This is a genomic window from Microcoleus sp. FACHB-SPT15 (assembly GCF_014849525.1).
Classification (GTDB): Bacteria; Cyanobacteriota; Cyanobacteriia; order Cyanobacteriales; family Coleofasciculaceae; genus Symplocastrum; species Symplocastrum torsivum.
The window spans coordinates 1-26204 of sequence record NZ_JACJNU010000006.1 but is presented as its reverse complement, the minus strand read 5'-3'; the positions used below and the strand labels follow the sequence as shown (position 1 = coordinate 26204).

The window sequence follows — 26204 nt, the reverse complement described above, 5'->3', positions numbered from 1 at the left end:
ATCGCTTAAAACAGTGGTAGCTCAATTAGCGCGAAGGCGATAACCGAGTCCATATACAGTTTCAATAAAATCTTCTGAGCTTCCTGCTTCCTTGAGCTTACGTCGTAAGCTTGTAATGTGAGTTTTGATGGTTTCCTCGCCAGGTAGCTGATCAAACTCCCAGAGTTTTTCGAGGAGTGAGGCGCGACTGAACACACGAGTGGGATTTCTCAAAAGCAATTCCAAAATCATGTACTCTTTAGGGGTTAATGATAAATCCTTTTCCCCATAAGTCACGCTATAGGTACTTGGATCAAGCTGTAAGTCACCACAACTCAAGATCGGTGGTCGGCTTTCTGCACTTCGACGTGATAATGCTCTAATGCGTGCTGCTAGCTCTTCTGTATCAAAAGGTTTGACTAAATAATCGTCCGCACCAGCATCTAGTCCAACGACTTTGTCTGTAGTGGTGTCTCGCGATGTCAACATTAAAATAGGGGAAGTCCAACCAGCAGCTCGCAAACGCTTGCACAACGTGATTCCATCTAAGCGGGGCAACATCAGATCTAACAAAATTAGATCATACGGTGTAACTTGAGAGTATTCCCAGCCAAGGAGACCATCCTCGGCGATGTCTACAATATGATACTGATGCCTCAGATCTTCAGCCAGAGGCTTGGCAATTCGATCATCATCCTCGACTAACAAGATTCTCATATCAGCGTCACTTTTTACTCCTAGTTGGAGTTTCTATCCAAGCCTAGCCTGAAGGTACTTGATTAGACCTGAATCCTTGACGTGTCTGAAGAAGTATTAGTTTCGAGGTCAAGCAATCAACTATACAGACTGAGTCAACCCTACTTTAGACAAGTTAAGACTGTCTAAAATTATTTGTCAAGAGAGAAAAATGGCTTAGCTGAGGTAAGAGTTAGGTGGGCAATGCCCACTTACTTGTAGAGTATCTGCGTAAGTCCTATTCTTAATAAGGGCTAGCTTTAGATAAGCGATCGCGAATCGCACTCAGACGATCTTGAGTACTGACAGAATCTCGTGGTGCTGGAAGTTCTGAATTTGGCCAACTGGGTAAATCATTACAGGGACATAGTTCTGGTGGCATCCCGACCGTTTTAACAGGTACAGGCATATCACAGCGAACACAAGGTGACACTGTCCACTGGGGTGTCAGGAGTTCTGCAATGGTTTGCTCGGTGCCTTCTAAGTAACAATCACCACTAGCGGGCGACACAACTTGCTTCCAGATATGTTCAAATTCATCACTATAGCGATCGCCTGTGAATATGGGTTGCGGCAGCAGTGCTGACTCACCGTTACGAATCACAACTTTTTTGCCTAACTGAAACCAGTAAGCAAGATAGCGTTTAACTTCTTGTTCAGATGCCATGGAATGTGTCATGTCTTCCGTATTGGGTTATCAGGTGTATTCTTCCGACCCAATCCCCAGTTTGCTCTCTTTTCCTCCATAGTAACGAGGGACGCTACTTCTGCAAGGGTGAACCGAGAGTACTGAGATTGAGAACGTGACCGCCTGTAACTAAGTAGGTTGGTTTGGCAAGCATACCAAGTTGGCGAACTAATTCTCCAAGGCGATCGCGAAATAGTCTCCCAACAGGATAGGCAGGAACAACGCCCCAGCCTGTTTCCTCTGCAACAAAAATCACAGTACCTTTTATCTGACCTAAGCTGTTTAATAAGTCTTGTAGCGTTCTCTGCCAAACCTCTGCCTCTTGATCGAGTAGATTAGCGACCCAAGTTCCTAAAGAGTCAACCAACAGGCAGCAACGGCTATTAGAATACGCTCGAATCGTTGTGGATAACTCCACTGGTACCAACAGAGTAGTCCACTCCTCTGGACGCCGTTGCTGATGCTTCTCTATCCGCGCCAGCCACTCAACGTCATCTGGATTAGTCTCGGCAGTTGCCACATAAATGACTTGCTTCCCTGTTTGTCGGGCTAATGCTTCTGCCCACTCACTTTTGCCAGAACGTGATGGCCCTGTTACTAAGATTATCTGACTGGTAGAGGGTTGAGAATCAGAGTTCACAAGTGTTAAGAGAGTAGAGGAAAGAAGGGGAAGGAATTTCTTCTCTGTGTCCTTGCCTATTTTCGTAGGAAGTGCATAGGATTCAACAGATACGAGTTTATTTTAAGCCGTCAGGCTTTAGCGGAAAATTTCCATTTTTGCTAAGCAATGCCGCTAAAATGACCAAAAAAAGACAAAATTGAGCAAGTTGACAAATTCTTCAGCAGGTAAGCTAACCTCACGCTTAGGAATTGTGCTGGAATTAAGGCATTAGTGATTTTGACACAGTGGTATGAGAGAACCATGAAACCAGAACTGCAACGGATCGAGACAGCACTCCATCAGTTGGAACAACCGCGACAAACTGATAGTAAAACAAGCTCTGCAACTGTGACACACCCAACTGATGCTGATAGTACTCAATTTGTCCCTCATCGAGATGCGGGCGAACCTTCGTTCTCGATGGCTGTACAGCCTTTTCCTGCCCGCAAGAATCAGGGCAAAGCGCCGACGCTACCCAAATTGAAATCTCCTACCTTCAGCAATCATCGTCATGCAGCTAATCCGGCATTGGCAATGAACCTGCTGCAAGAAATCCAGGAAATTGTTGGTGGCTGGCAAAAAGAATTGCAGACTATCGTGCGGCAAATACAAGACATCTATATGGAAGGGCCAATTCTTGATGGCTGGCTAGAGTCTCATGCCCGTGAAGCCAAAGACGAGGGTGGGGCAGTACGCCATGCGGATGTTGACCGATTGATGGACTATGTAAAAGAAGAACTCTTGAATCAACCCGATGCCCAAGTCACTTATGAATCCCCTCGAACAGGTTACCGCCTCTGTGGACTGAATGAAGATGGTCAGTTTTGGGCACGGCCTTGCCCACCCGACCAAGTTCCTAGTGTAAGTATAGCGATCGCACGTCATCAAAAGCTGAAGCAACTTTTGAGCCGCAAACAAGATTTGGAAGTTCGTCTGAGTCAGTTGTCGGAAACTCTTATCGTGATGCACAGTCATCTGAGTAAGGAGTGAGGAATGAACGGCAACCCTGAAAAAACACAAAACAAATACCCCTGTTTCCCCAAACTCAAGGAAAAACAACAGGGTTTTTTGGTTAGCTTCTGCTCATTACCCCTTTACTAAAGCTGGCAAGTTAGTAGGTTAACAGGTTAGAACGCTAGAAGTACAAGCACCCATCCTTTAGGCATCCAATAACACTTACTTAGCTTTGTTACTCGTAAATATTACTGCGCTAACCAAAAACCAAGAAAACTCTAGATAAACAAGCGCATTAATCATCCTAAAAATGGGGCTTCTTAGATGCAAGAGACTCTATGAACTTCCCTACACAACTTTCCACCTGAAAGTCTCTTTCTCCCAATCACCAATTCCCAATTCCCAATTCCCCCTATCAGACGCTTCTTGAGAACCTGCCAGTAAATCCTCCCAATCTTTTTATATGTCAGACCCTCAAATTTCTGCGATCATCTGCACCTACAATCGTGAGGAATATTTGAGCGCTGCTATTGATAGCTTGCTCCAGCAGGATTTTTACAGTTATGAAGTGATTGTAGTAGATAATGCGTCGAGCGATCGCACTCGTGAAATTGTTGGCGAACGACTGTCCAACCCACGACTCAATTATGTTTATGAACCGATTCTTGGTCTATCCGTTGCTCGCAATACAGGTGCGAAAGAAGCCCGTTCTCCAATTCTTGCTTATCTTGATGATGATGCCGTTGCTAGCCCCCTTTGGTTGAAGGGAATTTATCACGCCTATCAAAGTAACAAAAAACTCGCGATCGCGGGTGGGAAGGTTACCCTTCTATGGCCGGATGGTTTCATACCTCCTAAGTGGTTATCAGCCGAATTAGCCGGAAATTTAGGAGCGTATGATTTGGGTGAAGAAATTGTTTATATCAATAATCCTAATTTGACTCCACGAGGGGTAAACTATTCACTTCGACGAAGCTTTCTCGAACAAGTCGGTGGTTTCAATACCAAGTTGGGTCGTATCGGTACAAATTTGTTATCCAATGAAGAATTGCATATGACCGAATTAGCCCTTCAGGGAGGGTGGCAGGTTGCCTATTTGCCAGATGCACTAGTCGCTCATAATGTTGCTCTAGAGCGACTTGAGCGAATCTGGTTTTTAAATCGAGGTTGGTGGCAAGGCATTAGCGAATGCTATCGTGAACAACTCTCTGGTCGTGCTGGTTCCCGTCAGCTATTGCGAGGCGGTGAACGAATGGCGCGAGGACTATACAAATCAGTTAAACACTTCCGTGACCCGGCATTGCGCTTTGATAACTTAGTGTACGCTTACGGTCAAATGGGTTATTTAAGTGCAGCGGTTAAAGGCTTTCTAAAAAGACCAAAATCGGATTTGCCACTGAGTAATTCTACTACAGGGAAATAATTATTTAAATAATACTTGTTAAGAATTATTGACTGTTACGATGAAGAAATCTCCAGATATTTTGGCAAACAAATTCAAGTAGCAGACTTTTAGGTATGGCATTTACCACAAACAAAATTCCGGTCTCCGTTCTGATTCCTGCCAAAAACGAAGAAACTAATCTTCCGGCTTGTTTAGAGAGTCTAAATAGAGCTGATGAAGTATTTGTCGTCGATTCTCAAAGTAGCGATCGCTCTGTCGAAATTGCTAAAAACTATGATGCTAATGTGGTGCAATTTCATTTCAATGGGCGTTGGCCGAAAAAGAAAAATTGGAGCCTAGATAATTTACCCTTCCGTAATGAGTGGGTACTCATTGTTGACTGTGATGAGCGGATTACCCCAGAACTTTGGGATGAAATTGCTCTTGCAATTCAAACGTCAGACTATGAGGGCTACTACCTCAATCGCAAGGTATTCTTTTTGGGTAAATGGATTCGTTACGGTGGGAAATATCCCGACTGGAATCTACGTTTGTTTAAGCATAAAAAAGGTCGCTACGAGAACCTTAATACAGAGGAGATTCGCAATACAGGTGATAATGAAGTTCACGAACACGTTATCTTGGACGGCAAAGTTGGCTACTTAAAAAATGATATGCTGCATATAGATTTTCGTGACCTCTATCACTGGCTAGAGCGGCATAATCGTTACTCGAATTGGGAAGCTCGCGTTTATCTCAATTTGCTAAATGGCAAAGACGACTCCGGTACAATTGGCGCAAATCTTTTTGGAGACGCTGTGCAGCGGAAGCGTTTTCTCAAAACCCTCTGGGTGCGGCTACCCTTTAAACCCACACTACGATTTATTTTGTTTTACTTCATCCGACTGGGCTTTCTAGATGGAAAAGCTGGTTATATTTATGGACGTTTACTGAGTCAGTATGAGTATCAAATTGGTGTGAAACTTTATGAGTTACGGCAGTTTGGCGGACAGCTAAATGTTACCGCCACACCACCCTCGCCAGTTGTCTCAGAAACTCACTGAGAGTATTGAATTGCGCCTGATTCCCCTAGCCGTCCACCCTAGTAACTATGACGAGTAGTAATTCTCCTTCCCCCCCTCCCCACCTCCCTATCTCGCCACTCCCCCACCTCCCCGTCACTACTACTGCCCCCCTAGTTGATTTACGTCAATATAACCAAGCTGGGTATGACCGAGGTCGCCCTGGCTGGGTTGTCCTACTCTGGTGGTTAGTACAAGCGATCGCATTTCCCTTGAGTCCCCATACCTTCAATCGCTTTCGCCAATTGCTCTTGCGGCTATTTGGGGCAAAAATTGGTACAGGTGTTGTTATTCGACCCACTGCTCGTTTCACCTATCCTTGGAAAGTAGAAATTGGTGACTACAGTTGGATTGGAGATGATGTTGTTTTGTACAGCCTTGAGCCGATACACATTGGCTGTCATTGCGTTATTTCTCAAAAATCCTACCTCTGCACGGGTAGCCATGATATTCAAGACCCAGCCTTTACTCTGATAACCTCTCCAATTACCATTGGCAACGGTGTCTGGATTGCTACAGATTGCTTCATTGCTCCAGGAGTCCAGATTGGTGCTAATGCTGTCGTTGGTGCGCGTAGCAGTGTTTTTAGCAATATCCCCGCACAGCAAGTCTGTTGGGGTACACCAGCACGCCCTCGTTATCAACGGGAAATACGCAAGAGTTGAAGTAAAGGCTCGGTAATTGATGGCTGACTAAAAGCTTTAGCCAAATAAGCGAACATATTCTGCCTTGACTGCCTCGTAACATTCACAGGCAGATGTTTCCAATCCCTTCCTGTCAACAATCTGGATGCGTCCACGCTGGTAACGAATTAAACCTTGGCTCTGGAGTTGACTAGCTGCTTCACTAACTCCGGCACGCCTTACACCGAGCATTGTGGCTAGGAAGTCATGCGTCAGGAAAAGGTCTTCCTTCCCGATACCGTCACTACTCATTAACAACCAACGGCAGAGCCTTGCTTCTACACGATGAAAACGATTACAGGCAGCAGTTTGTGAAGCGACAACAAGGGTTGTATGTATGTATCGGTGGATAATATGACGCAATGCTCCACCTTTGTCAAACGCTTCTTTGATTATCTCCGCTTTGACACGCAGGGCTTGACCGGGGATTTGCGTAACTGTTTGCATCGGTGTCGTGCCTGCATCCAAAAGAATTGGCAAACTTGACATCCCTTCACGCCCGATAGCGCGAGCTTCTACCGTTGAGCCGTCCTCCAACACCGTCACCAAAGAAAGCAATGAGTTGAGGGGGAAATAGACAAACGGGATAGGCTCATAAGGCAATATGATGGGCTGCCCATGTGAGAGTGATACCTGCTCCAGATGAGGAAGCAATGCTGTTAGCTCCTGACTCGGTAAGTTGGCAAGCAACCGATTTAGCGAGTGAGGATGTGCCTCTTGATGAGTGGGCATCACATCAAATACCTCCTTTGTCTGCCGCCATGATAGTACTGTAATGTACGCCGTTCTTACATACATAGTTGTTTCTCAATTAGATAATTGAGGCGGCAATGAAGCTCTTAAGTCTATGCACTTCGATAATCTCTAGGGGCAAGAGCAATACCATTCGTATCAATTTGAGGTCAGCTTGGCGGTTGAAACCGCAGCTACATAAACAAAACCCGCCTACGCGGGTTAAAAAACCTTGGTTTACCTTGAAAAGGCAGAGGGTTTTTATACAGTCTTCTCCAAGGATATTCAGACCCCTCCTCGTCGTAAAAGAGCCGTTTACTTCAGCAGCACTGGACGGGAATCGACCATTCCTCCATCTTGAACCGCTGAAAACGCAGCCTCTCCTAAGATGCGGTGAGCTGCGGTTGTCGGATGAATGCCATCCCAGAACAAAAACTGGTCTGGATTACTACAAGCGCGACCAGATAGACAGGAACTGATGACATTCGTAAAGCCAAACGCTGCTGGATTAGTGATAGCTTCTCGATAAAGCGCGTTGGCATCCAAACTGGCAATCTGGAAGTCAGAATCCTGTTGATTCAATCGCTTCAACGCTCGTCGCAAGCCCTGATTATGGGATTGTGTTAAGGTGCTGAGATTTGCAGAATTAGCACTGGTTCGTGTAGAGGGTAACTGCCCCAAATCTGGCAAATTTGCCACCAGAATCTTTTTAGCACCCACACCAACGAGAGAGGCGATCGCTTCTGTTACATTTTCAACGGGGACAGTGGCACTGCTGACCCCCTGCAAATAGTCGTTTGCTCCTGCCCACAGTACATATAGTGCATGGGGATTGGTCTGTGGATGCGTCTGTGTAAACGATTGAACCTGAGTCAACAAGCCTGGGACAAGACTATTGCCTCCGCTTCCCGTGGTTGCTCCTCCGCAAGCAAAATTGTTGGTTTGCCTAGAGGAGAGGTGCAGCTTATCGGCAAGATACTCAACCCAAACCCGACCATTCGAGTAACGCCCTTGAAAGTAGGTTGGATTAGGCGGATACATTCCCCCTGTGGCTCGGAACACCGTACCGACATCCGAAAGACTGTCCCCAAACACATAAAGTTCATTGATCGGTTCAGGTTGTTGAGCTGAAAATACGAGTGATGTCATAAAAGCCAGAACTATAAGAGCGATCGCAAAAAAATTCTTTTCACCGTTTCAAGAGGGACTTACCAAACCTCAATCACGCAATCAAAAGCCCTCCTCCCCAATTAAGGAAGAGAACACAGGGAGATTAGCTGTTGCCACTATTGGGGCTTCCCTCGATACCCTTTCACGATAGCGAACTCAGGGTTGTTAGATGTGGGGCGAAACCGCACTCAACAGGAGAGGTTACCAACGACAGATTTCGGACTGACGCAGTTAAATTTATGAATAAAAGGTTTAAGCCTCGGTCAATTAACGAGGCTATCCGTTGCTACTCAAGAGTTTTAATCCTGCTGCTGTGCTGCGATCTTACCAAGCAATGCCTCGTCGGAATAGGATGTTTCCCATTCACCCTGTAGTTTGAGCCGCACCGACTTCGCTCCGCCCGAAGGAGTGCAGACAACCCAGTATGTATCATCTGTGCCCTTTACCTGAGCGGCATTCTGGTCTTGTATTCCATCAGAAAGACCTGTATATGCCTGAACACATGTCCAAGTAATCCCGTCAGTATCCTTAACCTCTCGCTCCATCGTCTGCCTCCTCTTCATCGCTCTCAGCCTACCCCTTCTTTTTTCTGCATACGTCTATCAACATAAGGATCTATTCCGGGAAAAAGGCTGCATCCCTAAGCAACAGTGATTTAGAGAGACTATATGCGTTGGCTAGAAGCCAAAATTCGTAGCTTTAAGATTACAGTTTGGGAAATTTGCGTATATTTGCCTATATTCGCACTTCCCATATAGACTTAAGATTTGTGAATGGTGGGCTGGTAAGAGCAGACATCTGGAGTGCCAGAGCCTCTATACCAGTTTGCTACTCGCAAGTCGTAACAAAGGACTTATTTATGGCACACGAACTACCGCCATTACCGTATAGCTTCGACGCTCTAGAGCCATACATCGACGCACAGACGATGCAGATTCATCACGATCTGCACCACCAAGCTTACGTCAGCAAGTTGAATGCCGCCCTAGAGAAGTATCCTGAGCTGCAAAGCAAAAGTCCAGAAGAGTTGATACTTGATCTCAATAGTCTGCCGTCAGACATCAAGACCGCAGTACGCAACAATGGTGGCGGTCATGTCAATCACACCATGTTCTGGACACTGATGGGCCCAAATGCTGGTGGTGAGCCAACAGGTGCGATCGCTTCTGCGATTTCTGACACGTTTGGAGACTTTGAAAGCTTCAAGACACGGTTCAACGATGCTGGCGCTAATCAATTTGGCAGTGGCTGGGCTTGGCTGGTTCGCACCAGTGATGGCAAGCTGGAAATCGCCAGTACACCAAATCAGGATAGCCCCCTGAGTGATGGTAAATTTCCAATAATGGGCAATGATGTTTGGGAACACGCTTACTACCTCAAGTACCAAAACAAGCGCCCTGAGTACCTGAAGCAGTGGTGGAATGTCGTTAACTGGGATGCCGTTAATGAGCGGTTCCAGATGGCGAATAGCTAAGTAATCCCAGGCAAACATCCTAGTAGGCGAGAACTACTATTATCTTGATAAAACTTGTGGGCGCACGGTTGAAGTATCGTCGCCCTTTTTTGTCACTGCCTACAGAAACCGTCCTCAACTTCAATAATTGCTAAAATTCTTGAGAGAACAAAGCGTATGAGCGAACAAACGCAACAAGATCTCATTACTAAAGTCCAAGAACTAGAAGCAAGACTAGAAGCATCCCTAGATGCGATCGCCCATTTAGTTAAAGCTGTTGAGTACCTTCGGATGAATGACTCTCAAGGTATCTTTGATCTAGATTTAGCCAAACACGCCCTGAATGAGGCTGGATATCAAGATGCGATACCGACGGCATTACCAGACTGGCAAAGCGAATAAACAGTCTTTTGATTAACAAGAGAATTTTAGTTGCTCAAATACCAAAGAGCTTTACATTTGTGGATATGGATAGTAGAGATTTAGCACAATACCTCGAAGCAACAGATAGTATTTCTAAACCTTGGCTGCTAGTGCAACTACGATTGAAGAAACTACAAGAGCGTCGAGCAACTCTTTCACCTGATGCCTACGCTCATGAACTCGCTGATATTCATGAAGACTTAATGAAACTTGGAGAGTGGTGGCATAGTATTGAAGACGAAGTTTTTTAAGTTTCGGAGTTGTCCATTTGCCAAGCTCAATTCAAAGACAGCCTATGCCATTTTAGGTTTATTGCGATCGCTTTGTGCCGAAATGGTTAATGACGATGAATTATTCATTCGCCTTCTGAAACTGCTCCATTAACCAAGCTCCAACTAAACGTTGATTCATTTGGCGAGTGCGTCGGAAAGCTTGATTGAGTAGAGAAATTGTCAGCCCCGGCAAAACTTGAGATTCACTAATTCGCTTGCTACCTCCATTCTCTACAGCAAATGCAATAACCTGAACATTTTTCACATCAAGAATCCAGTATTCAGAAACACCTAACGCCTCATACAAAATCCGTTTTTCACCTTTGTCATCAGAAAGTGAGGTATTAGCAACTTCGATCATCAAATCAGGCAGCGGGTAGCGATCTAAGTCGATAATTGAGGTGCCATAAGTGATTGCATCAGCATCTTCTCCGAAATAGTAAGAGGCATCGGGTTGAGCTTCACCAACCTCTTTTTTCCGGTAGGTGCAGTTATCCATCCCTTTGAAATCAATACCCTTGAGAATACAAAATAGACTAACAGCCAGCATAATTATTGTGTGATCGCAGGCGTGATCGTGACCAATGGGAGGCATTTCAATTCGGAGTTGTCCGTTGTGATAGTAGCACTTAGCTTTTTCTAATCGTGGGTCTTCAATGGCTTGCAGATATTCATCCCAAGTCGCTTTTACCCAGGTATCGGTGGGAAACTGGAGCTGTAAGTTGCTCATCGCTTGATAAAGCACATTTAGTACATTTTAGGGTACTTGTTATGACGGGGTGCTAGCGATCGCTTTTCTCGTCATAACGAAGACGCGCCGCCTCAACCTCATCAAAATGGCTTTCCGCCCATTTGCACATTGCCTTCAAAAGTTCAGTCAACGTTTTACCCAACGGTGTCAAAGAATACTCAACCTTTGGTGGCACAACTGGGTAAACTTGACGTTCCACTAATCCATCACGCTCTAACTTACGCAGCGTTTGCGTCAACATCTTTTGCGAGACTCCACTAATTAGACGTTGAAGTTCACTGTAGCGGCTCGTTTCTGTTGTTGAAAGTGCATAAATTACAATCACGCTCCATTTGTCGGCAATTGTTTCGAGTACCCGTTGGCTGGGACACTCAGCATTGAAAACTTCAGGTTCGGGAGAGTCACGCACCATTAGGTATGTACGGCACTTTTTGGTGCCTAGTTGCTGAAACCTCTGTACTCTCGCCATCATACATATAAGGAGTGCAATCATCGCCTTCTTGCTACAACAAAGACAGGAGCAACGGTCATGGGACGAGCTTTACGACTGGTAGCAAATGCAAACGATAGCTTTGCAAGTGAGAATCGGCAAATTATCGAGCCTGTCCCAACAGCAGATGAACAACTTCTCGATGCTTATTCACGGGCAGTCACAAATGCAGTAGAGAAGGTAAGCCCCTCTGTCGTCAATATTGACGTTGTTGGACGGGTTAGAGGTAGACGGTCAAATTATCAGCGTATGCCTGAAGAAATGCGCGGTAATGGTTCGGGATTTATCTTCACACCCGATGGTTACATCCTGACTAATAGCCATGTTGTGCATGACGCGACCAAAATGGAGGTAACGCTTTCTGATGGTCGTCGGTATCAGGCGGAACTTGTAGGAGATGACCCGGATACAGATTTAGCGGTGATTAGAATCAATGCACCGAACTTGGTTGCCGCGAAGTTAGGGGACTCTCAGTCGCTAAAAGCGGGTCAAGTTGCGATCGCGATCGGCAATCCCTACGGGTTTCAATGTACCGTAACCGCAGGTGTGATTAGCGCTGTTGGTCGTTCATTCCGCTCAAACTCTGGTCGGTTGATTGACAACATCATCCAGACTGATGCCGCGTTGAACCCAGGTAACTCTGGTGGGCCATTGGTTTCCTCTCGTGGAGAAGTGATTGGTGTCAATACTGCAATCATTCTCCGCGCTCAAGGTATCTGCCTTGCAATTCCCGTTAATACTGCGAAGTTTGTTGTTGGCCCACTGATGAAAGATGGCAAAATTCGGCGGAGTTACATCGGTGTAGGCGGACAAACGGTTCCCCTTCCACGTCGGGTGATTAACTTCCATAATTTGCTAGTTGAGAGTGGGATTTTGGTTATCTCGATTGAGGAAAACAGTCCTGCCCAAAAAGCTGGATTGCTGGAACGCGATGTGATCATCGGGTTTGATGAGCAACCAATTGCCAACATTGATGACTTGCATAAAGTCCTGACACACGAACAAGTCGGAGTGCGATCACGTTTAGCTATCCTCCGGCGTTCTGAACAACTGGTTCTCGATATCGTTCCTGAAGAATCCAAGGCTACAGCAATCGAGTAATGCCTACAGGTACAGTTCGCCTGGGGATAAGTCCTAAACCCAGGCGAACCCCTACTGATTAAAGGCTTGATTAACCAGATATTAATGTCTAGTACCCAAAATAAGATTCGTTCAGAGTTGAGGTAGAAAAACTATTGACCATCAAGCTGGACGTTTTTTCGCTGGCATGGCTAAGTTACTAGCTCTTGAAGTCTGCGATCGCACACACTCATAGAAAGGAAATAAACGGATGAAAGCTGCTGTTGTTCCCGCCTTGAATGGACAATGGGAAGTCAAAGAGGTACCGACACCCGAACCTGGGGCAAACCAAGTCTTGCTCAAGATTCATGCCAGTGGACTTTGCTATACAGATGTTCACATCACCAAAGGCGAGATTCCTACTGAATTTCCCCGCATCCTCGGTCATGAACCCGTTGGTGAGATCGTCGCAATTGGGGAAGGAGTAACATCGCGACAAGTAGGCGATCGCGTTGGTGTTCCTTGGGTACAAGCCTCCTGTGGTCGCTGTGAGTGGTGTCTGCGTGGCAAACGGATGTTCTGTGCCCAGCAGATTGGTACAGGTGTTCAGACACAAGGAAGTCATGCAGAATACATGCTTGCCTACGCCGACACAACAATGCTGCTACCTGACAATGTGTCGTATGAACAGGCAGCTCCAATCTTTTGTGCTGGCTACACCGTTTGGAGCGGTTTGCGCTTCGCCGATCCAAAACCGCACGAGCGAATTGCCATCTTAGGAGTGGGTGGACTAGGCTACTTAGGAGTGCAATACTCCAAGGCGGCTGGGTTTGAGACAATTGCTATCACCCACTCTAAGGATAAAGAGAAACTGGTGCGTGACCTCGGTGCAGACGAAGTGGTAGCAGACGGAGAGGGGTTAAAGGCGATAGGAGGAGCCGATGTCATCTTGGCAACTGGCAATTCCTATAAAGCTGCAAGTGCAGCACTAGGAGGTTTGCGACCCGATGGACGTATGGTTTTAATGGGAGTCTCAGATGAACCGTTGCAAGTAACGTCTGAAGCAATAATGAATCGCACTCGCATCATCGGCTCAACGCAAAATGGTAGCGAATATCTTTACGAGGCTCTAGACTATGTTGCCAAAGGAAAGGTAAAAGTAATTGCTGAAACCTATTCGTTGAACGATATTAGCCGTGCCTATGAGAGAGTTTTGAAGGGTGAGGCACGATTCCGGGCAGTGATTGCAATGTGATGTACGAAACAGCTCAGGAGTTACGCAGTTAATCGGTGAAAGCCTAATTCTGCCGTATAGACTTAACAATACTAAGCCCGTACAGCGTGTTGAAATCCGTAAATCCTGAGCTATCAATTTCAACAAGTGTGAGGTAAAAGATGACGAAAGTTTTAATTGTTTACGCAAGCGATTACGGTAATACCAAGAAGATGGCAGAGGCGGTAGCTTCTGGTGTGACATCAGTTCCCGGCACTGAAGTTGATGTAAAGTTTGCTGAGGATGTTACTCAAGATGATGTAATCGCCAGTGATGCTGTCATTTAGAGTTTCTAGAGTTTTGTAATCAGCAAATTTATCTCCTCTGTCAAATGCTTCTGTATTGCGAGATAGCACTTCAATTGGCACAAAGCCAGTAACAACAACTGATTTGCTAGTGTAGTATCTTGTGTAGTTCGCCAAATCACCCGAATTACTGGGAAACTGAATTTGGATGAAAAAGAACGTTAAGTAAATGGCGATGTCTACGACAAAGACTGCGTCCTACGCAATTGATTTTGGCACAAGCAACACAGTAATCACTCGTTGGAATTCAGCAACAGGACAGCCTGAAACCTTAAGCTTGCCAGGTTTATCACTACAACTGAGTCAGAATCCGCCTTTAGTTCCTAGTTTGCTCTATGTAGAACAGGCAAGTCAGGGGAAGGTGATTGTCGGGCAGGCAGTACGTGATAAAGGTCTTGACCTCACTAAAAATCCCCGCTTCTTCCGCAGCTTCAAACGTGGGATTGGTGCAGAGATTCAGGGATTTTTACCAGAACTGGATGGAAAAATTATCAGCTTTGAACAAGTTGGGCAATGGTTCCTCACACAAATTATTGAACAACTGGAACCGTCACCCGAAACCGTAATCGAATCCCTAATTCTGACTGTGCCTGTCGATAGCTTTGAAGCCTACCGCCATTGGTTGAGTGGAGTTTGCCAAGCTTTGCCAGTCGAGCAAGTGCGGATATTGGATGAACCAACAGCGGCGGCATTAGGATATGGGGTTGCCGAGGGTGACACCTTACTGGTTGTTGATTTTGGCGGTGGCACTTTGGATTTATCTTTAGTGCAATTAAATCAGGAGGCTCAAGCGGGTAAAAAGCCATTGGGTTTTATCTTGAAGTGGGGTGAGAAGTTGCTGGGTGAAAGCGATCGCCAAAAAACCAGGATTGCTCGTGTATTGGCAAAAGCTGGGCAAAATTTGGGAGGGTCGGATATTGATAACTGGCTGGTGGATTATTTTGTTGAGACTCAAGGGTTAACGCGATCGCCTCTTACAACCCGGCTTGCAGAACGCTTGAAGATTCAACTCTCCGCGAAGCGATCGGCAACAGAAGTTTATTTCAATGATGAAACGTTTGAGAGTTATGAGCTGAAACTTGACCAAGATGGTTTTGAAGCCATCCTCAAAGAACATCAGTTTTTTGAGCTTTTGGACGATAGGATGGCACAACTGTTGCAACAAGGGCGACGTTCCGGGATAGAAGTGTCAGATATTGATGCTGTCTTATTAGTCGGTGGCACGGCACAAATTCCAGCCGTTCAAAATTGGGTCAAGCAATACTTCGACGCTAGCAAAATTCGGAGCGAAAAGCCGTTTGAAGCGATCGCACAAGGCGCACTTCAGCTTAGTCAAGGTATCGAAATCCAGGACTTTCTCTACCACAGTTACGGCATCCGCTACTGGGATAGGCGTAACAATTGTCACAACTGGCATTCAATCATCAAAGCCGGACAAGCTTACCCAATGAGTGAACCCGTGGAACTCGTTTTAGGGGCATCCGTAGATAACCAACCGAGCATTGAACTCATTGTCGGAGAGTTGGGGGCGCAAACGGGTGCTACTGAAGTGTACTTTGATGGCGATCGCTTAATTACTCGTCAGTTAGGCAGTGGTCAAACTGCTGTGCAACCCCTCAACGACCGTGACGGCGCAAGAAACATTGCTCAACTTACCCCTCCTGGGAATCCAGGACGCGATCGCATTAAAATCCAGTTTTCGGTTGATGCCCAACGCTCCCTGCGTATTACGGTTGAAGACCTGTTGACCAACCAAACCCTGTTACAAAATCAGATCGTTGCCCAACTTAGCTAGCAGTCTGGTCGATAGTTAAAGTTATTAGGGCTTTTAAGCTCCGAAAGCTAGGTCTTGACCTTTTACCTAAAAGGATGATATTGCAATGTCCAATCAAGGTTATTTGCCCAAACCCTTTGTAAAGCTTGCTTTACCTATCTGTATAACGTTTGTATGACGCTTGTACGGCACCAGAACAAGCCTTATGAATAGGTTAAAACCATGTTTTGTCAAAATCTTAATCCTACTTTGGGAAGAGACTGTTGTCGTCAATGATTCTGTAAACTTCACATGTATCCATAGTAGTGTGACGATTTTGTCAGCCTGTAATACAAATAAATGTAACAACTACAGGCAACTTCTTTGTGAATCCGGAAGTGTGAAACAAAGCTTAAGTAGGTGCGTCCTTACTAATAACAAAAGTGCTTTGGCATCAGTGCGCTCTGGCAGAAAAAGCAATCTTCAGGTCATCTCTTGTCAGTTCAACTTAGCAAGATGAATGGCTTAGCTGATAACCGTTAACAAAGCCGCTGACATTTATTGAAGGATAGGAGGTGTCGGTGCAGGGGTTCATGAATTTACTGAACAAACAAGAACCAGCTAAAGCCAATCAAAAAGTTGCCAGTACACGAGAAAGGTGGCTCAGAAAACTGTAGATTGCGTTTGCTCAGAGATCTTGAATTACCTTTATCTAGCAAGCAAGAGGGGAAATGTCCGATGCATTTAATCCGTGAAATTGTTCAACAAGCTTTGATGACTGGTTACCTAACAGTGGAGGCAGAAGACCAACTGCGTCAGCTTTTATTAACAAAATATGATTGGGAAGATTTTAGAGCGTTTATTATATTGCAGCACGAGGCGATGGAAGGTCGAGTTAGGCAAGAGTCCCGTGAATTGCTCAAGTCTAGGCGAATTCCCTGCGGGAGTTTTAAGGATGAAGTAGCGATCGCTTCTTAAGCAAAAAGTGAAGCCGCGTTAGTAGTCTTAAATCACCACTTCTGACCAACTGAGGAATAGAGTAGATCAACCTACGGAATGTGGGAAACTGGATGGCATTGAAGGTAGCCTTTAATGAATCCTTCTCTTCTAAACGCTAGCTGTGGATACCTCTATCTTTATCAAGACCTTTGTGGCTGTCTTTGTCCTAGCAGATGCTTTGGGTAATATACCGATTTTGTTGGTTCTGACTAAAGGCATGGAGCCGGAACAAAGGAACAGTGTCGTGGATCGAGCTACTATTGTGGCGACTCTGGTACTACTAGGATTTGCGTTTGCGGGTAAATGGGTTTTGCAGTACTTGGACATCAGCATGGGATCTTTGCGAATAGCTGGAGGACTGCTTTTGCTCATCATTGCCTTACGGATGCTAGAGGGAGAACTTGATACGCCAGTTGTTGAGCAAGGACGTGATGTGGCGATAACCCCACTCGCCTTACCACTGCTAGCCGGTCCTGGAACACTGACTACGGTCATGCTATTGATGTCTGAAGCTCCTAATGCTCATATCAGTGTGGTGGTTGGTATTGTATCGGCGATGTTTGTGACCTGGGTAATTGTGCGTCAGGCAGGTCGCATCGATCCTTGGCTTGGACCAGAAGGCGCGGTCATTGTTACTAAGCTTCTAGGTTTTCTCTTAGCGGCATTGGCGGTGGAAATTGGTAGTGCTGGGATTCGTGAGCTATTTCTTAGCTGATGCCCATAATGTAAGCAAAATAGATTGACATATTTTTACTAAATCTAAGATAATAGTAGATTGTGCGCTATTACCTGCTCGGATCAGGTGGAGACATAGCAAACGCTGGCAAAGTTGCTCAATAACTTGTATTTGAGACGTTAACCAGCTACCTGTACGGCAATTTATAGGACAATCCCAATGAGCTACGCAATTATAGAAACGGGTGGTAAGCAAGTGCGAGTCGAACCCGGTCGCTTTTATGACATTGAGCTGCTGCCAGTCGAAGCCGAGGAGAGCATTACACTCGAAAGTGTTTTGTTCGTTCAGCACGACGGTGAAGTAACAATTGGTCAACCCTTCGTTGAAGGGGCAACAGTCGAGGGTACGGTGATGCGCCACTTTCGCGGTCGCAAAGTCATCGTCTACAAGATGAAGCCGAAGAAAAAGACTCGTAAGAAGCGTGGACACCGCCAGGAAATTACTCGTCTGATGATTAACTCCATCAGCATGAATGGTTCTATTTTGGCTTCTACGGCTGCACAACAGGACGAGACACCAACCGCCTACGAAACGACCGAAGCGCCTAAAACTGAAGAAACAGCCGAAGCTGCTTCAGAATAGTAAATATAAAGATACGTCAAGAGGACACTATGGCTCATAAGAAAGGAACTGGTAGTACTCGCAACGGTCGTGACTCTAATGCCCAACGCCTAGGCGTCAAGCGCTTCGGCGGTCAGGTCGTAAGAGCTGGTAATATCCTAGTCCGTCAGCGTGGTACTAAATTTCATCCCGGCAACAACGTGGGTGTTGGCAGTGACTACACTCTCTTTGCCCTAATCGATGGCATTGTCACGTTCGAGAGAAAAGGAAAAACCCGTAAGAAGGTAAGTGTTTACGCTAGAGAAGCGGAAGTAATCGCTGAACCCGAACTCGTTGCTACTGAGGCTTAACTCTCTTAAATCAGCATCAAACCGTTTGCTGGTAACTCTAGAAGCACCCATATAGGGTGCTTTCTTTTTATTAAGGGAATCCTCCGCGCTTAGGCTAGGGCACAACGATAAGGATGAAATTTTCTCCTTCCCAACCCCAGTCACTAATCCCCAATCCCAATCATATTTAACAGAACGTTACCTATTCTGAGAGTATGGGGAGAAAACTAGGCTTTAAACTGTTAACACGCCTCCATAGTGGAGATAGTCTTTTTGTTTCCCGTTTACAAGTAAATTAGTTTTTTAACATTAGCCATGCTCCCAAACCAGTCTGAGTTCGATATGAGAAGCATAGAAATTAAAGAAGGCGAAATATATGCTCCCTGTGTCTCTCCCAACCGATCAATGCCTCCCGTCTCAAATCGCACTCAGCTAACTCACCGTCCTCGCCGCCTCCGCAGGACTACTCCACTGCGCCAGATGGTGCGCGAGAATGTTCTGACGACCAATGATTTAATCTACCCTTTGTTTGCTGTACCAGGCAAAGGGTTTGCTCAAGAAGTCAAATCAATGCCAGGAGTCTACCAATTATCGGTAGATAAAATTGTTGAAGAAGCCAAGCAAGTCTACGACCTCGGCATCCCTTCAATAATTCTCTTTGGCATTCCTGAAGATAAAGATGTAGACGCGACAGGCGCATGGCATGATTGCGGCATTGTCCAGAAAGCCGCTACGGCAGTGAAAGAAGCCGTCCCGGAGTTGGTGGTCATCGCCGATACCTGTTTGTGTGAATATACAAGTCATGGTCACTGCGGTTATTTGGAAGTTGGTGATTTAACAGGTCGCGTCCTCAATGACCCAACGCTAGAATTACTGAAAAAAACAGCCGTCTCTCAAGTTAAGGCAGGTGCAGATATTATTGCACCATCGGGCATGATGGATGGTTTTGTGCAAGCGATTCGGGAAGGATTGGATGCGGCTGGGTTTGAGGATACACCCATTCTTTCTTATGCCGCCAAGTATGCCTCTGCCTACTATGGCCCCTTCCGAGATGCTGCCGATTCTGCACCTCAATTTGGCGATCGCCGCACCTATCAAATGGACCCTGCCAACGTGCGTGAAGCGATTAAGGAAATTGAACTTGATATTGCTGAAGGGGCTGACATGCTGATGGTTAAACCCGCCTTGGCATACATGGATGTTATCTGCCGCGTTAAGGAAGCAACTAATCTACCCGTTGCCGCCTACAACGTCTCTGGTGAGTATGCAATGGTGAAAGCCGCAGCCCTCAACGGCTGGATTGACGAAGAGCGTGTTGTAATGGAGACATTACTGGGCTTCAAGCGTGCTGGTGCTGACTTGATTCTCACCTATCACGCCAAAGATGCCGCCCGTTGGCTGAAAGCGTAGAAGTATAGTACTGCTTAGTATCGAGTAAAAAATCATTACTGATTCTTGTTCTAAGCAGCTACAGATTAGACTGCTTGCAAAAGCTAAAGAAAAGGGGAAAGGGATGACAGGTTCCTTTCCCCTTTCCCCGTACATAGGTTTGAGAGAATTTTATTATGTAGCGTCGCGTCGTCAATTGATTACGATTGAGAATTCATTAGTGGCGGTTGCATTGAGCCGTCAGGTATTCAGCGAACCACTGGAGAGTTACAAACATGGCAGACAAGAAATCTTTCCTTTTGCGGCATCAACAAATTGAGGACAGTAAGCAAACGTTCTCGCACCCCTGGAATCCGAAATCCGAAATCTCAGGGACACAAATGGGGCGTTTGCTCGGACTAAAGCGCACCGGAGTCAACTTTGTCAAAGTCCCTCCAGGAAAGGAATCGTTTGTCTATCATTCCCACTATCGCGAGGAAGAATGGATTTACATCCTATCGGGTTGTGGAATTGCAGAAATTGACGGCGAAGAATTTGAAGTTGGTGCAGGAGACTTCATGGCGTTCCCGACTCCTTCGGTAGCTCATCATCTGAGGAATGCAAGCGAAGAGGATTTAGTTTACTTGTCGGGAGGAGAAAACCTCGATATGGAAATTGCCGATTTCCCGCGCCTTGGAAAACGTATGTTTCGCCGTGAGGATGCTATTGAAATCTTTGACCTAGAAGATGCTAAACCGTTTGGAGCATTAGACACCTAACTTCTTACTCAACCAACGATGTCTGCACCTTAGCTTGCTTCACATCTCGGTGGGGACAGACAACCGCTATCTGTTGCAATATTGTTTGACTATCTCTTATCGTTTGTACAGTTCAATTTACGAAAGGGAATGAGTAGCATAGCAATATGGTATTCACTGCTCCCCAAATTTTATTTAAGCGTCGATTAATCAGCGTTATCACCCTGCCCTTATTACTGATGCTACTCTTGGCGGGTGTATCCATTTGGCAAATCAGTCGGCTCTTGCTTGCGATGGAATGGGTTGAGCATACAGATCAGGTAATTGCTCAAGCGAATCGAGTGCAAAGGCTGGTTACTGAGGTAGAATCCGGTATTCGTGGATACCGGCTAACTGATGACTCGGAATTTTTGGCTCCCTATCAACAAGCCCAGGTACTTGTCGAACCTTCTTTTCAAGCATTAATTACTCTAGTTTCAGACAATCCTCCTCAAGTTCAACGCCTAGTTCAGATGAGGTTGCAATATCAAGAGTGGAGCAAATCTACGCCTTCACTGATTGCCCCCAAACAGAACGGTGAGGTACCACCAACAGCGATCATAAAAACTCGTAATCAGTTGATGAATGTAATCCGCCGTGAAATGAGCGAGTTCATTCAAACTGAAGAGCGGCTACGGGATGCTCGAAGTCAAAGAGTTCGACAGACTACTCAAGTTGTCATCGGCAGTAGTGTTGCTCTGGCGGCTTTACTCGGAATTATTCTTGCCTATTTTATCTGGCGTCAAATCTACTCTGTATCTCAGAGCTATGAGCAAGCCCTGAGCAATGCTCAGGAACAGACTGAAGTTGCCCAGTACTCAGCTCAACGCCTTGCCGCTTTGCATGAGATTGACCAAGCCATTTTGGCAGTCCAACCGATTGAATCACTCGCTCATGAGATGCTTTTGAAGTTGAAAGACATTTTTGCTTTTGAACAGGGTGCAGTGATTCTATTTAACTTTGAGACCAATGAAGGCAAAATCTTAGCAGGGCAAGTTACTGAAGATACGGCTGGAGCAGTAGTACCAATTACAAAGCAAATTCCCTTAGACCTGCTCGATCAGTGTAAGCCTATTTGTTACATCAAAGACATTGCAGCCCTCATTGAGCGTCCGCCTGCGCTAGAAAGGTTATTAACTGAGAACTATCACAGCTTTCTTGTTGTGCCGATTATGGTTGAGGATAACTTGATTGGTAGCCTTAATTTGCTAGCGACTCAGGCTGATGCTTTCAATCCTAAGGCTCAGGAAACTGCCCATGAAGTGACCAGTCAATTAGCGATCGCCATTCAGCAATCTAGGTTACGTAAGCAACTTCAGGATTATGCTACGGAGCTAGAGCAGCGAGTTTCAAAGCGTACTATCGAACTACAAGAAGCAAACGAGCAATTAGAAGCCTTCTCTTACACGGTTGCTCACGATCTGCGTGCCCCCTTACGAGGGATTCAAGGGTTCGCTCAAGCCTTACTAGAAGATTATGGTGACGAGCTAGACGAAACTGCCCACAGCTATATTCAGCAGGTTTTTGATGGCACCGATCGCATGAACAATCTTGTTCAAGATCTGCTAGCGTACAGTCGCCTCAGTCGGGAAGAGATTAAACTTACACCTGTTCGGTTAAGCCAAGTTGTGGCAGAAGCTCAGGCACAACTAGAGTCAGAGTTACGCGATCGCAAAGCCGAAATCATCGTTGCAGAAGACTTACCCGATGCAATGGGACATCGTCCTACCCTAGTGCAAATGGTTGCTAACCTACTATCGAATGCTGTTAAATTTGTTGCTCCAGGAGTCCAACCGCAAATTAAAGTTTGGGCACAAGAGCAGGATAACTGGGTGCGTCTGTGGGTTGAAGACAACGGTATCGGTATTGAACCAAAATACCAAGAGCAAATCTTTGGTGTCTTCGAGCGGCTGCATGGTAGAGAGACTTATCCAGGTACAGGAATTGGTTTGGCAATTGTACGCAAAGGTGCGGAGCGTTTGGGTGGACAGGCTGGTGTCGTGTCAGTTCCCACTCAAGGAAGTCGATTTTGGGTAGAGTTACAAGCCGTTAGATGAACAATTTATACAGTTCTACGATTTTGCTGGTGGAGGACGATCCGGGAGATGTATTTAGAATTCAACGAGCATTCCGCAAAACAGCCTTAGCTAGTTCTCTGGAAGTCGTCACCGATGGAGAAAAAGCAATTTATTACCTAAGTGGACAAGAACCCTATCAAGATCGCGATCGCTATCCACTACCAAGTTTAATGTTGCTCGATCTCAAACTCCCGCGACGCTCTGGCTTTGAAGTTCTTAGCTGGCTGAGGAATGAGTCTAATCTCAAATATCTACCAGTCGTGGTTCTAACCTCTTCTGATCAAAAGGTTGATATTGAGCGTGCCTACGCACTAGGAGCCAATTCTTACTTGACTAAGCCGCCTGCTCCTAATGCTCTACTAGAGATGGTACGAGTCGTTGAACTCTACTGGCTCTCTTTCAACCGTTCACTCGGACAGGAGTGACAGGGAATCGTAGAGATGACAGGAGTACAGCAAAAGACAGTTTTAGTAGTTGAAGATGAGCGATCTGACCTTTTTTCCTTGGAACGAGCTTTTCGGCAACTGAAGGCAGGGTTTGTCCTTCAGGTTGTCGAAACTGGAGAGGAGGCAATTCGCTATCTTGAGGGAAAGGAACCTTATAGCGATCGCACTCAATACCCCTTACCTGCCTTGATCTCCCTGGATCTGAGGCTACCGGGAATGTCCGGTTTAGATCTGCTCAAGTGGATACGCCAACAACCACTATTCAAAGAATTACCAGTCATTGCTTTAACAGCACAGGGTAATCGCAATTTACCTCGTGCTTATGAATTAGGGCTAGACTTCTACCTACTTAAGCCAGCAGAAGTTAACTCGTTGGCTGAAGTGTTGCAAGCGCTTAATTTGTACGATGGATAAAGAATTTCCACCAATTACAACATCGGTCAATTTGTAAAGGACAACTCTCTAGACTCGTTCTCTAACGATTAAAGGATGACTCTACTTGAGATGCAACGCTAGACGCTCCAGGTTGTTCCTCTGGCTTTCTGGTATACCACCATGCCCAAGCAATGAAAACAGCTTGAAACGGAAGCCTGAACCAATAGAGCAAAGGATGATGGGGGATGCCTTCAATTGGAATGCTATGAATCGCTTGGTAGATGTTTGCTGGAAATACGGCAATAAAAAGTGCAATCAGCCCCCAGGCAGCCGCAACACTTACGAACGGAATCAGTAAACCAACAGCACCCAAAATCTCAAAGAAGCCGCTGATGTAAACCATCGCAAACTTATCTCCAAATTGGGGCGGGACAATCTTTGCGTATTCTTCCGGTTTGACAAAGTGTGTAATTCCCACAACAATGAGGGCTACCGAAAGAATGACTCGCCAAATTTCCTTGAGGCGAAGGGATGTACTGTGGTTTGAGGTCATAACGTGTATCAGAAGAACTCTTCCACACCCTATCAACCCCTAGTTGGGGTCTACGTCTATCTACGGCTAGTTCTTCACAAGATTTGCTGCTGAGTCGTTTTGTATAGGCAGCAGACGATGCCAAAGTTAGCACCCTTAGTTAGCTTAGTTCTTTCCCAATCCAAACCATAATTGCCGCACCGTGACATAAGAGTGAGCTAATGTCAGGAACCCTTAACAAAAAATGGTTCTAATGTTGTAAAGTTGTAAGAAATCGTTACCATAGTCATTTGTGGTTGATCTGAATCAAGCAATTCAGGCAACTCTTCAGCCTAAATACTGATGAGCTGGCATCACTAATCAGGTCAATCTTGAAAAAAAAATTCAGAAGGAATTTTGGTCAATGGATTGCCGCAGCATTCAATTTTGCGATCGCAAGTCTCGAATCGATTACCACCAACTTCAGGAACTGTTCCGCCTGGGAGCCTTTTGGGCAAAAGACCGAAAAATTGAAGACTGGGAAATTGCGATCGCAAATAGTGAACCCGTAATCACTGTTTGGGATGGTGAGCGGCTGATTGGATTTTCAAGAGCCACATCAGACGGTATTTATCGGGCAACAATTTGGGATGTCGTCGTCCACCCTGACTATCGTGGTGCAGGATTAGGGCGCAAGTTGGTAGAAACTGTACTTAGCCACCCTCGAATGAACCGAGTAGAGCGCGTCTACCTAATGACCACCCATCAACAAAGTTTTTACGAACGCATTGGTTTTGAGTGTAACTCCAGCACCACGATGGTGTTGTATAACCAGCCAATCCATAACTCTATGCCGACACCTGCTCTACAATCTCAAGAGTCCCTAGGGGCATAGAAAACTGAATTCCGGTAATCTTCTGGTTAGGAGAATCACTACTAGGTTCTTCGCCGGACGCTGACAGCACTTCCAGTCTTCCCTGCATTACTTCGAGAAGGCTCTGAGCGATCAACAAATTTAGCCCTGGTGAACCTTTTGTGACTTTACTAGCTTGCTTTTGTACCTCAGGTGTTGTTGACAGTAAATCTATCGACTCACTCCAAAGTTCAGTTGGACATTGGATATCAAATAAGATTTGAACCTCTTTAGACTCTGGGGAGCAAGCGGCAGACACTCGAATGCTGCCTTCTTCCATCTGAGCAATAGCGGAGTCCACAATACCCATCACCACCTGCTGAAAACGCTGTGCGTCTGTTAAAACGTAGATTTCAGGGTCAGGGGGAATTACCTCCAGTCGGAGATTGCGATTTGCTGCTTGCATATAGGTTAGACGATGGACATCCTCAAAAACCTTTGTCAACGACAAGGAGCGAATTTCTAATTGGTTTGTGCCGTGTTCAGTTTTCGACACCTTAACCACATCGTCTAGCAGTTTCACCAGTTTTAATGCCGAAGCATTAGCTTGAGCAACAAATTCTCGTTCTTCCTCTGGAGAATCGCATAGATCAGACAAAATTAGCTGATGCAAGCCAATCATACTGCTTAAAGGCGATCGCAACTCGTGAGAAGTCCGTGCTAAAAATCCTGATTTAAACTGGCTCATTTCATGAGCCATTTGGTAAGCCAACTGGGTTTGCTTCAATTGCTCTTTCAGCGGTTGCAGTTCGTCGTTAGGAGACGAAGATTCTTCCTTAACCTCCTCAAGAGGCTGGGGGATTTCTGGAGGGATTGCTTGGGGGACAGACACTTGAGACGCTGGCTCTTTACTGGAACGAGCAATACGGCTCCCGACAACTCCCAACCCAATGCCAACTACCAAATAGATCAAATCCATTTCGCCCATGCCTTTAACCAAAATTAAATCTAAGATTTGTGCTGTGCTGCTCAAAAATTAAATCTTCTCAAGCATAGCCGTTTTTTTTTAAGGTCACCTATGGTGGCTAATTGGCTGCACATCAAGCTTGTAGAGGCAATAAAGGGGGATGAGACGCTAAAGGATAGAGAACAAGGGATGTTGAGGAGTTAGGAGATACGGAGGGTTGCTACTAACGGGACTTAAACGAAAATCAACAAGCAATAAAGGTATAATCCAGGCAGGGCAGATATTTTACGTTAAGGTTTGAGCGATGAAAGAGACAACTCCTGCCGCCATGCCCCCT

31 protein-coding genes are annotated in these 26204 nt (G+C 45.7%); 21 read left to right on the top strand and 10 right to left on the bottom strand.

Annotation, left to right across the window (positions count from 1 at the left end; translation table 11 throughout):
- Positions 1-21: 21 nt before the first annotated feature.
- The 3 genes from H6F98_RS01370 to cobU all read right to left on the bottom strand — a co-directional run bounded on the left by H6F98_RS01370 (position 22) and on the right by cobU (position 2042).
- A complete protein-coding gene (locus H6F98_RS01370; protein WP_192216883.1) occupies positions 22-696 on the bottom strand; it encodes a response regulator transcription factor in 675 nt (224 codons plus the stop codon).
- 262 nt (positions 697-958) lie between these two features.
- Entirely contained in the window at positions 959-1381 is a 423-nt protein-coding gene (locus H6F98_RS01365; protein ID WP_192217096.1) for a hypothetical protein, read from the bottom strand.
- Positions 1382-1475: 94 nt separating this feature from the next.
- Complete coding sequence (cobU, locus tag H6F98_RS01360; protein WP_192216882.1) at positions 1476-2042, bottom strand: bifunctional adenosylcobinamide kinase/adenosylcobinamide-phosphate guanylyltransferase; 567 nt, start codon at positions 2040-2042, stop codon at positions 1476-1478.
- A gap of 282 nt (positions 2043-2324) precedes the next feature.
- Here cobU and H6F98_RS01355 point away from each other — a divergent pair, with 282 nt between their 5' ends.
- From H6F98_RS01355 to hpsU, 4 genes are all read left to right on the top strand, one after another.
- Complete coding sequence (locus tag H6F98_RS01355; protein WP_192216881.1) at positions 2325-3053, top strand: hypothetical protein; 729 nt, start codon at positions 2325-2327, stop codon at positions 3051-3053.
- Positions 3054-3480: 427 nt separating this feature from the next.
- Positions 3481-4440 carry a glycosyltransferase family 2 protein gene (locus H6F98_RS01350; RefSeq protein ID WP_192216880.1) on the top strand — a complete coding sequence of 320 codons (960 nt, stop codon included), beginning with the start codon at positions 3481-3483 and terminating at the stop codon, positions 4438-4440.
- 95 nt (positions 4441-4535) lie between these two features.
- On the top strand, positions 4536-5465 hold the full coding sequence (locus H6F98_RS01345; protein ID WP_192216879.1) for a glycosyltransferase family 2 protein: 930 nt from the start codon (positions 4536-4538) through the stop codon (positions 5463-5465).
- 47 nt (positions 5466-5512) lie between these two features.
- Entirely contained in the window at positions 5513-6148 is a 636-nt protein-coding gene (gene hpsU, locus H6F98_RS01340) for a hormogonium polysaccharide biosynthesis acetyltransferase HpsU (RefSeq protein ID WP_192216878.1), read from the top strand.
- 36 nt (positions 6149-6184) lie between these two features.
- Here hpsU and H6F98_RS01335 read toward each other — a convergent pair whose 3' ends face one another.
- The 3 genes from H6F98_RS01335 to H6F98_RS01325 all read right to left on the bottom strand — a co-directional run bounded on the left by H6F98_RS01335 (position 6185) and on the right by H6F98_RS01325 (position 8613).
- Positions 6185-6964, bottom strand: a complete 780-nt coding sequence (locus H6F98_RS01335) for a Crp/Fnr family transcriptional regulator (protein ID WP_242058265.1) — start codon at positions 6962-6964, stop codon at positions 6185-6187.
- 249 nt (positions 6965-7213) lie between these two features.
- Positions 7214-8047 (bottom strand): SGNH/GDSL hydrolase family protein, encoded by an 834-nt coding sequence (locus tag H6F98_RS01330; RefSeq protein ID WP_192216877.1) that lies wholly within the window; start codon positions 8045-8047, stop codon positions 7214-7216.
- 320 nt (positions 8048-8367) lie between these two features.
- Positions 8368-8613, bottom strand: coding sequence for a hypothetical protein (locus tag H6F98_RS01325; protein WP_192216876.1), 246 nt, complete (start codon positions 8611-8613; stop codon positions 8368-8370).
- Between the two features lie 314 nt (positions 8614-8927).
- Here H6F98_RS01325 and H6F98_RS01320 point away from each other — a divergent pair, with 314 nt between their 5' ends.
- The 3 genes from H6F98_RS01320 to H6F98_RS01310 all read left to right on the top strand — a co-directional run bounded on the left by H6F98_RS01320 (position 8928) and on the right by H6F98_RS01310 (position 10195).
- Positions 8928-9542 carry a superoxide dismutase gene (locus H6F98_RS01320; RefSeq protein WP_192216875.1) on the top strand — a complete coding sequence of 205 codons (615 nt, stop codon included), beginning with the start codon at positions 8928-8930 and terminating at the stop codon, positions 9540-9542.
- A 156-nt stretch (positions 9543-9698) separates the two neighbouring features.
- The gene (locus H6F98_RS01315) at positions 9699-9923 is read left to right on the top strand and encodes a hypothetical protein (RefSeq protein WP_192216874.1); all 225 of its coding nucleotides are present in this window, start codon (positions 9699-9701) and stop codon (positions 9921-9923) included.
- A 65-nt stretch (positions 9924-9988) separates the two neighbouring features.
- On the top strand, positions 9989-10195 hold the full coding sequence (locus tag H6F98_RS01310) for a hypothetical protein (protein WP_192216873.1): 207 nt from the start codon (positions 9989-9991) through the stop codon (positions 10193-10195).
- Between the two features lie 100 nt (positions 10196-10295).
- Here H6F98_RS01310 and H6F98_RS01305 read toward each other — a convergent pair whose 3' ends face one another.
- Together H6F98_RS01305 and H6F98_RS01300 are read right to left on the bottom strand one after the other, a co-directional pair.
- Complete coding sequence (locus tag H6F98_RS01305) at positions 10296-10946, bottom strand: Uma2 family endonuclease (protein ID WP_192216872.1); 651 nt, start codon at positions 10944-10946, stop codon at positions 10296-10298.
- A 52-nt stretch (positions 10947-10998) separates the two neighbouring features.
- Positions 10999-11379: a helix-turn-helix domain-containing protein gene (locus tag H6F98_RS01300; RefSeq protein ID WP_192217094.1), complete on the bottom strand. Its 381-nt coding sequence runs from the start codon at positions 11377-11379 to the stop codon at positions 10999-11001.
- Positions 11380-11496: 117 nt separating this feature from the next.
- On the opposite strand from H6F98_RS01300, the gene H6F98_RS01295 reads away from it, so the two are divergent.
- The 13 genes from H6F98_RS01295 to H6F98_RS01235 all read left to right on the top strand — a co-directional run bounded on the left by H6F98_RS01295 (position 11497) and on the right by H6F98_RS01235 (position 23575).
- Positions 11497-12558 (top strand): S1C family serine protease, encoded by a 1062-nt coding sequence (locus H6F98_RS01295; protein WP_192216871.1) that lies wholly within the window; start codon positions 11497-11499, stop codon positions 12556-12558.
- 229 nt (positions 12559-12787) lie between these two features.
- Positions 12788-13771, top strand: a complete 984-nt coding sequence (locus tag H6F98_RS01290; RefSeq protein WP_192216870.1) for an alcohol dehydrogenase catalytic domain-containing protein — start codon at positions 12788-12790, stop codon at positions 13769-13771.
- Positions 13772-13911: 140 nt separating this feature from the next.
- Entirely contained in the window at positions 13912-14076 is a 165-nt protein-coding gene (locus tag H6F98_RS01285) for a flavodoxin domain-containing protein (protein ID WP_192216869.1), read from the top strand.
- A 193-nt stretch (positions 14077-14269) separates the two neighbouring features.
- Positions 14270-15889 carry an Hsp70 family protein gene (locus H6F98_RS01280; protein ID WP_192216868.1) on the top strand — a complete coding sequence of 540 codons (1620 nt, stop codon included), beginning with the start codon at positions 14270-14272 and terminating at the stop codon, positions 15887-15889.
- A 696-nt stretch (positions 15890-16585) separates the two neighbouring features.
- Positions 16586-16825, top strand: coding sequence for a hypothetical protein (locus H6F98_RS01275; protein WP_192216867.1), 240 nt, complete (start codon positions 16586-16588; stop codon positions 16823-16825).
- Positions 16826-16967: 142 nt separating this feature from the next.
- Positions 16968-17561 (top strand): MarC family protein, encoded by a 594-nt coding sequence (locus tag H6F98_RS01270; RefSeq protein WP_192216866.1) that lies wholly within the window; start codon positions 16968-16970, stop codon positions 17559-17561.
- 180 nt (positions 17562-17741) lie between these two features.
- Entirely contained in the window at positions 17742-18164 is a 423-nt protein-coding gene (gene rplU / locus H6F98_RS01265) for a 50S ribosomal protein L21 (protein WP_192216865.1), read from the top strand.
- A 29-nt stretch (positions 18165-18193) separates the two neighbouring features.
- Positions 18194-18493, top strand: coding sequence for a 50S ribosomal protein L27 (rpmA, locus tag H6F98_RS01260; protein WP_192216864.1), 300 nt, complete (start codon positions 18194-18196; stop codon positions 18491-18493).
- A gap of 384 nt (positions 18494-18877) precedes the next feature.
- A complete protein-coding gene (gene hemB / locus H6F98_RS01255) occupies positions 18878-19882 on the top strand; it encodes a porphobilinogen synthase (RefSeq protein WP_192216863.1) in 1005 nt (334 codons plus the stop codon).
- A 254-nt stretch (positions 19883-20136) separates the two neighbouring features.
- Positions 20137-20619, top strand: coding sequence for a cupin domain-containing protein (locus H6F98_RS01250; protein ID WP_192216862.1), 483 nt, complete (start codon positions 20137-20139; stop codon positions 20617-20619).
- Between the two features lie 146 nt (positions 20620-20765).
- The gene (locus tag H6F98_RS01245; protein WP_192216861.1) at positions 20766-22694 is read left to right on the top strand and encodes a CHASE3 domain-containing protein; all 1929 of its coding nucleotides are present in this window, start codon (positions 20766-20768) and stop codon (positions 22692-22694) included.
- Entirely contained in the window at positions 22691-23140 is a 450-nt protein-coding gene (locus H6F98_RS01240; protein ID WP_192216860.1) for a response regulator, read from the top strand. Before H6F98_RS01245 ends, H6F98_RS01240 begins: the two co-directional genes overlap by 4 nt.
- Before the next feature lie 15 nt (positions 23141-23155).
- Entirely contained in the window at positions 23156-23575 is a 420-nt protein-coding gene (locus tag H6F98_RS01235) for a response regulator (RefSeq protein ID WP_192216859.1), read from the top strand.
- 61 nt (positions 23576-23636) lie between these two features.
- Here H6F98_RS01235 and H6F98_RS01230 read toward each other — a convergent pair whose 3' ends face one another.
- Positions 23637-24089 carry a DoxX family protein gene (locus H6F98_RS01230; RefSeq protein ID WP_192216858.1) on the bottom strand — a complete coding sequence of 151 codons (453 nt, stop codon included), beginning with the start codon at positions 24087-24089 and terminating at the stop codon, positions 23637-23639.
- Positions 24090-24471: 382 nt separating this feature from the next.
- On the opposite strand from H6F98_RS01230, the gene H6F98_RS01225 reads away from it, so the two are divergent.
- Positions 24472-24942, top strand: coding sequence for a GNAT family N-acetyltransferase (locus H6F98_RS01225; protein ID WP_192216857.1), 471 nt, complete (start codon positions 24472-24474; stop codon positions 24940-24942).
- Here the strand turns inward: H6F98_RS01225 and H6F98_RS01220 are convergent.
- Positions 24896-25933 carry a sensor histidine kinase KdpD gene (locus tag H6F98_RS01220; RefSeq protein WP_242058262.1) on the bottom strand — a complete coding sequence of 346 codons (1038 nt, stop codon included), beginning with the start codon at positions 25931-25933 and terminating at the stop codon, positions 24896-24898. The two genes, H6F98_RS01225 and H6F98_RS01220, sit on opposite strands and share 47 nt — an antisense overlap.
- Between the last annotated feature and the right edge of the window lie 271 nt (positions 25934-26204).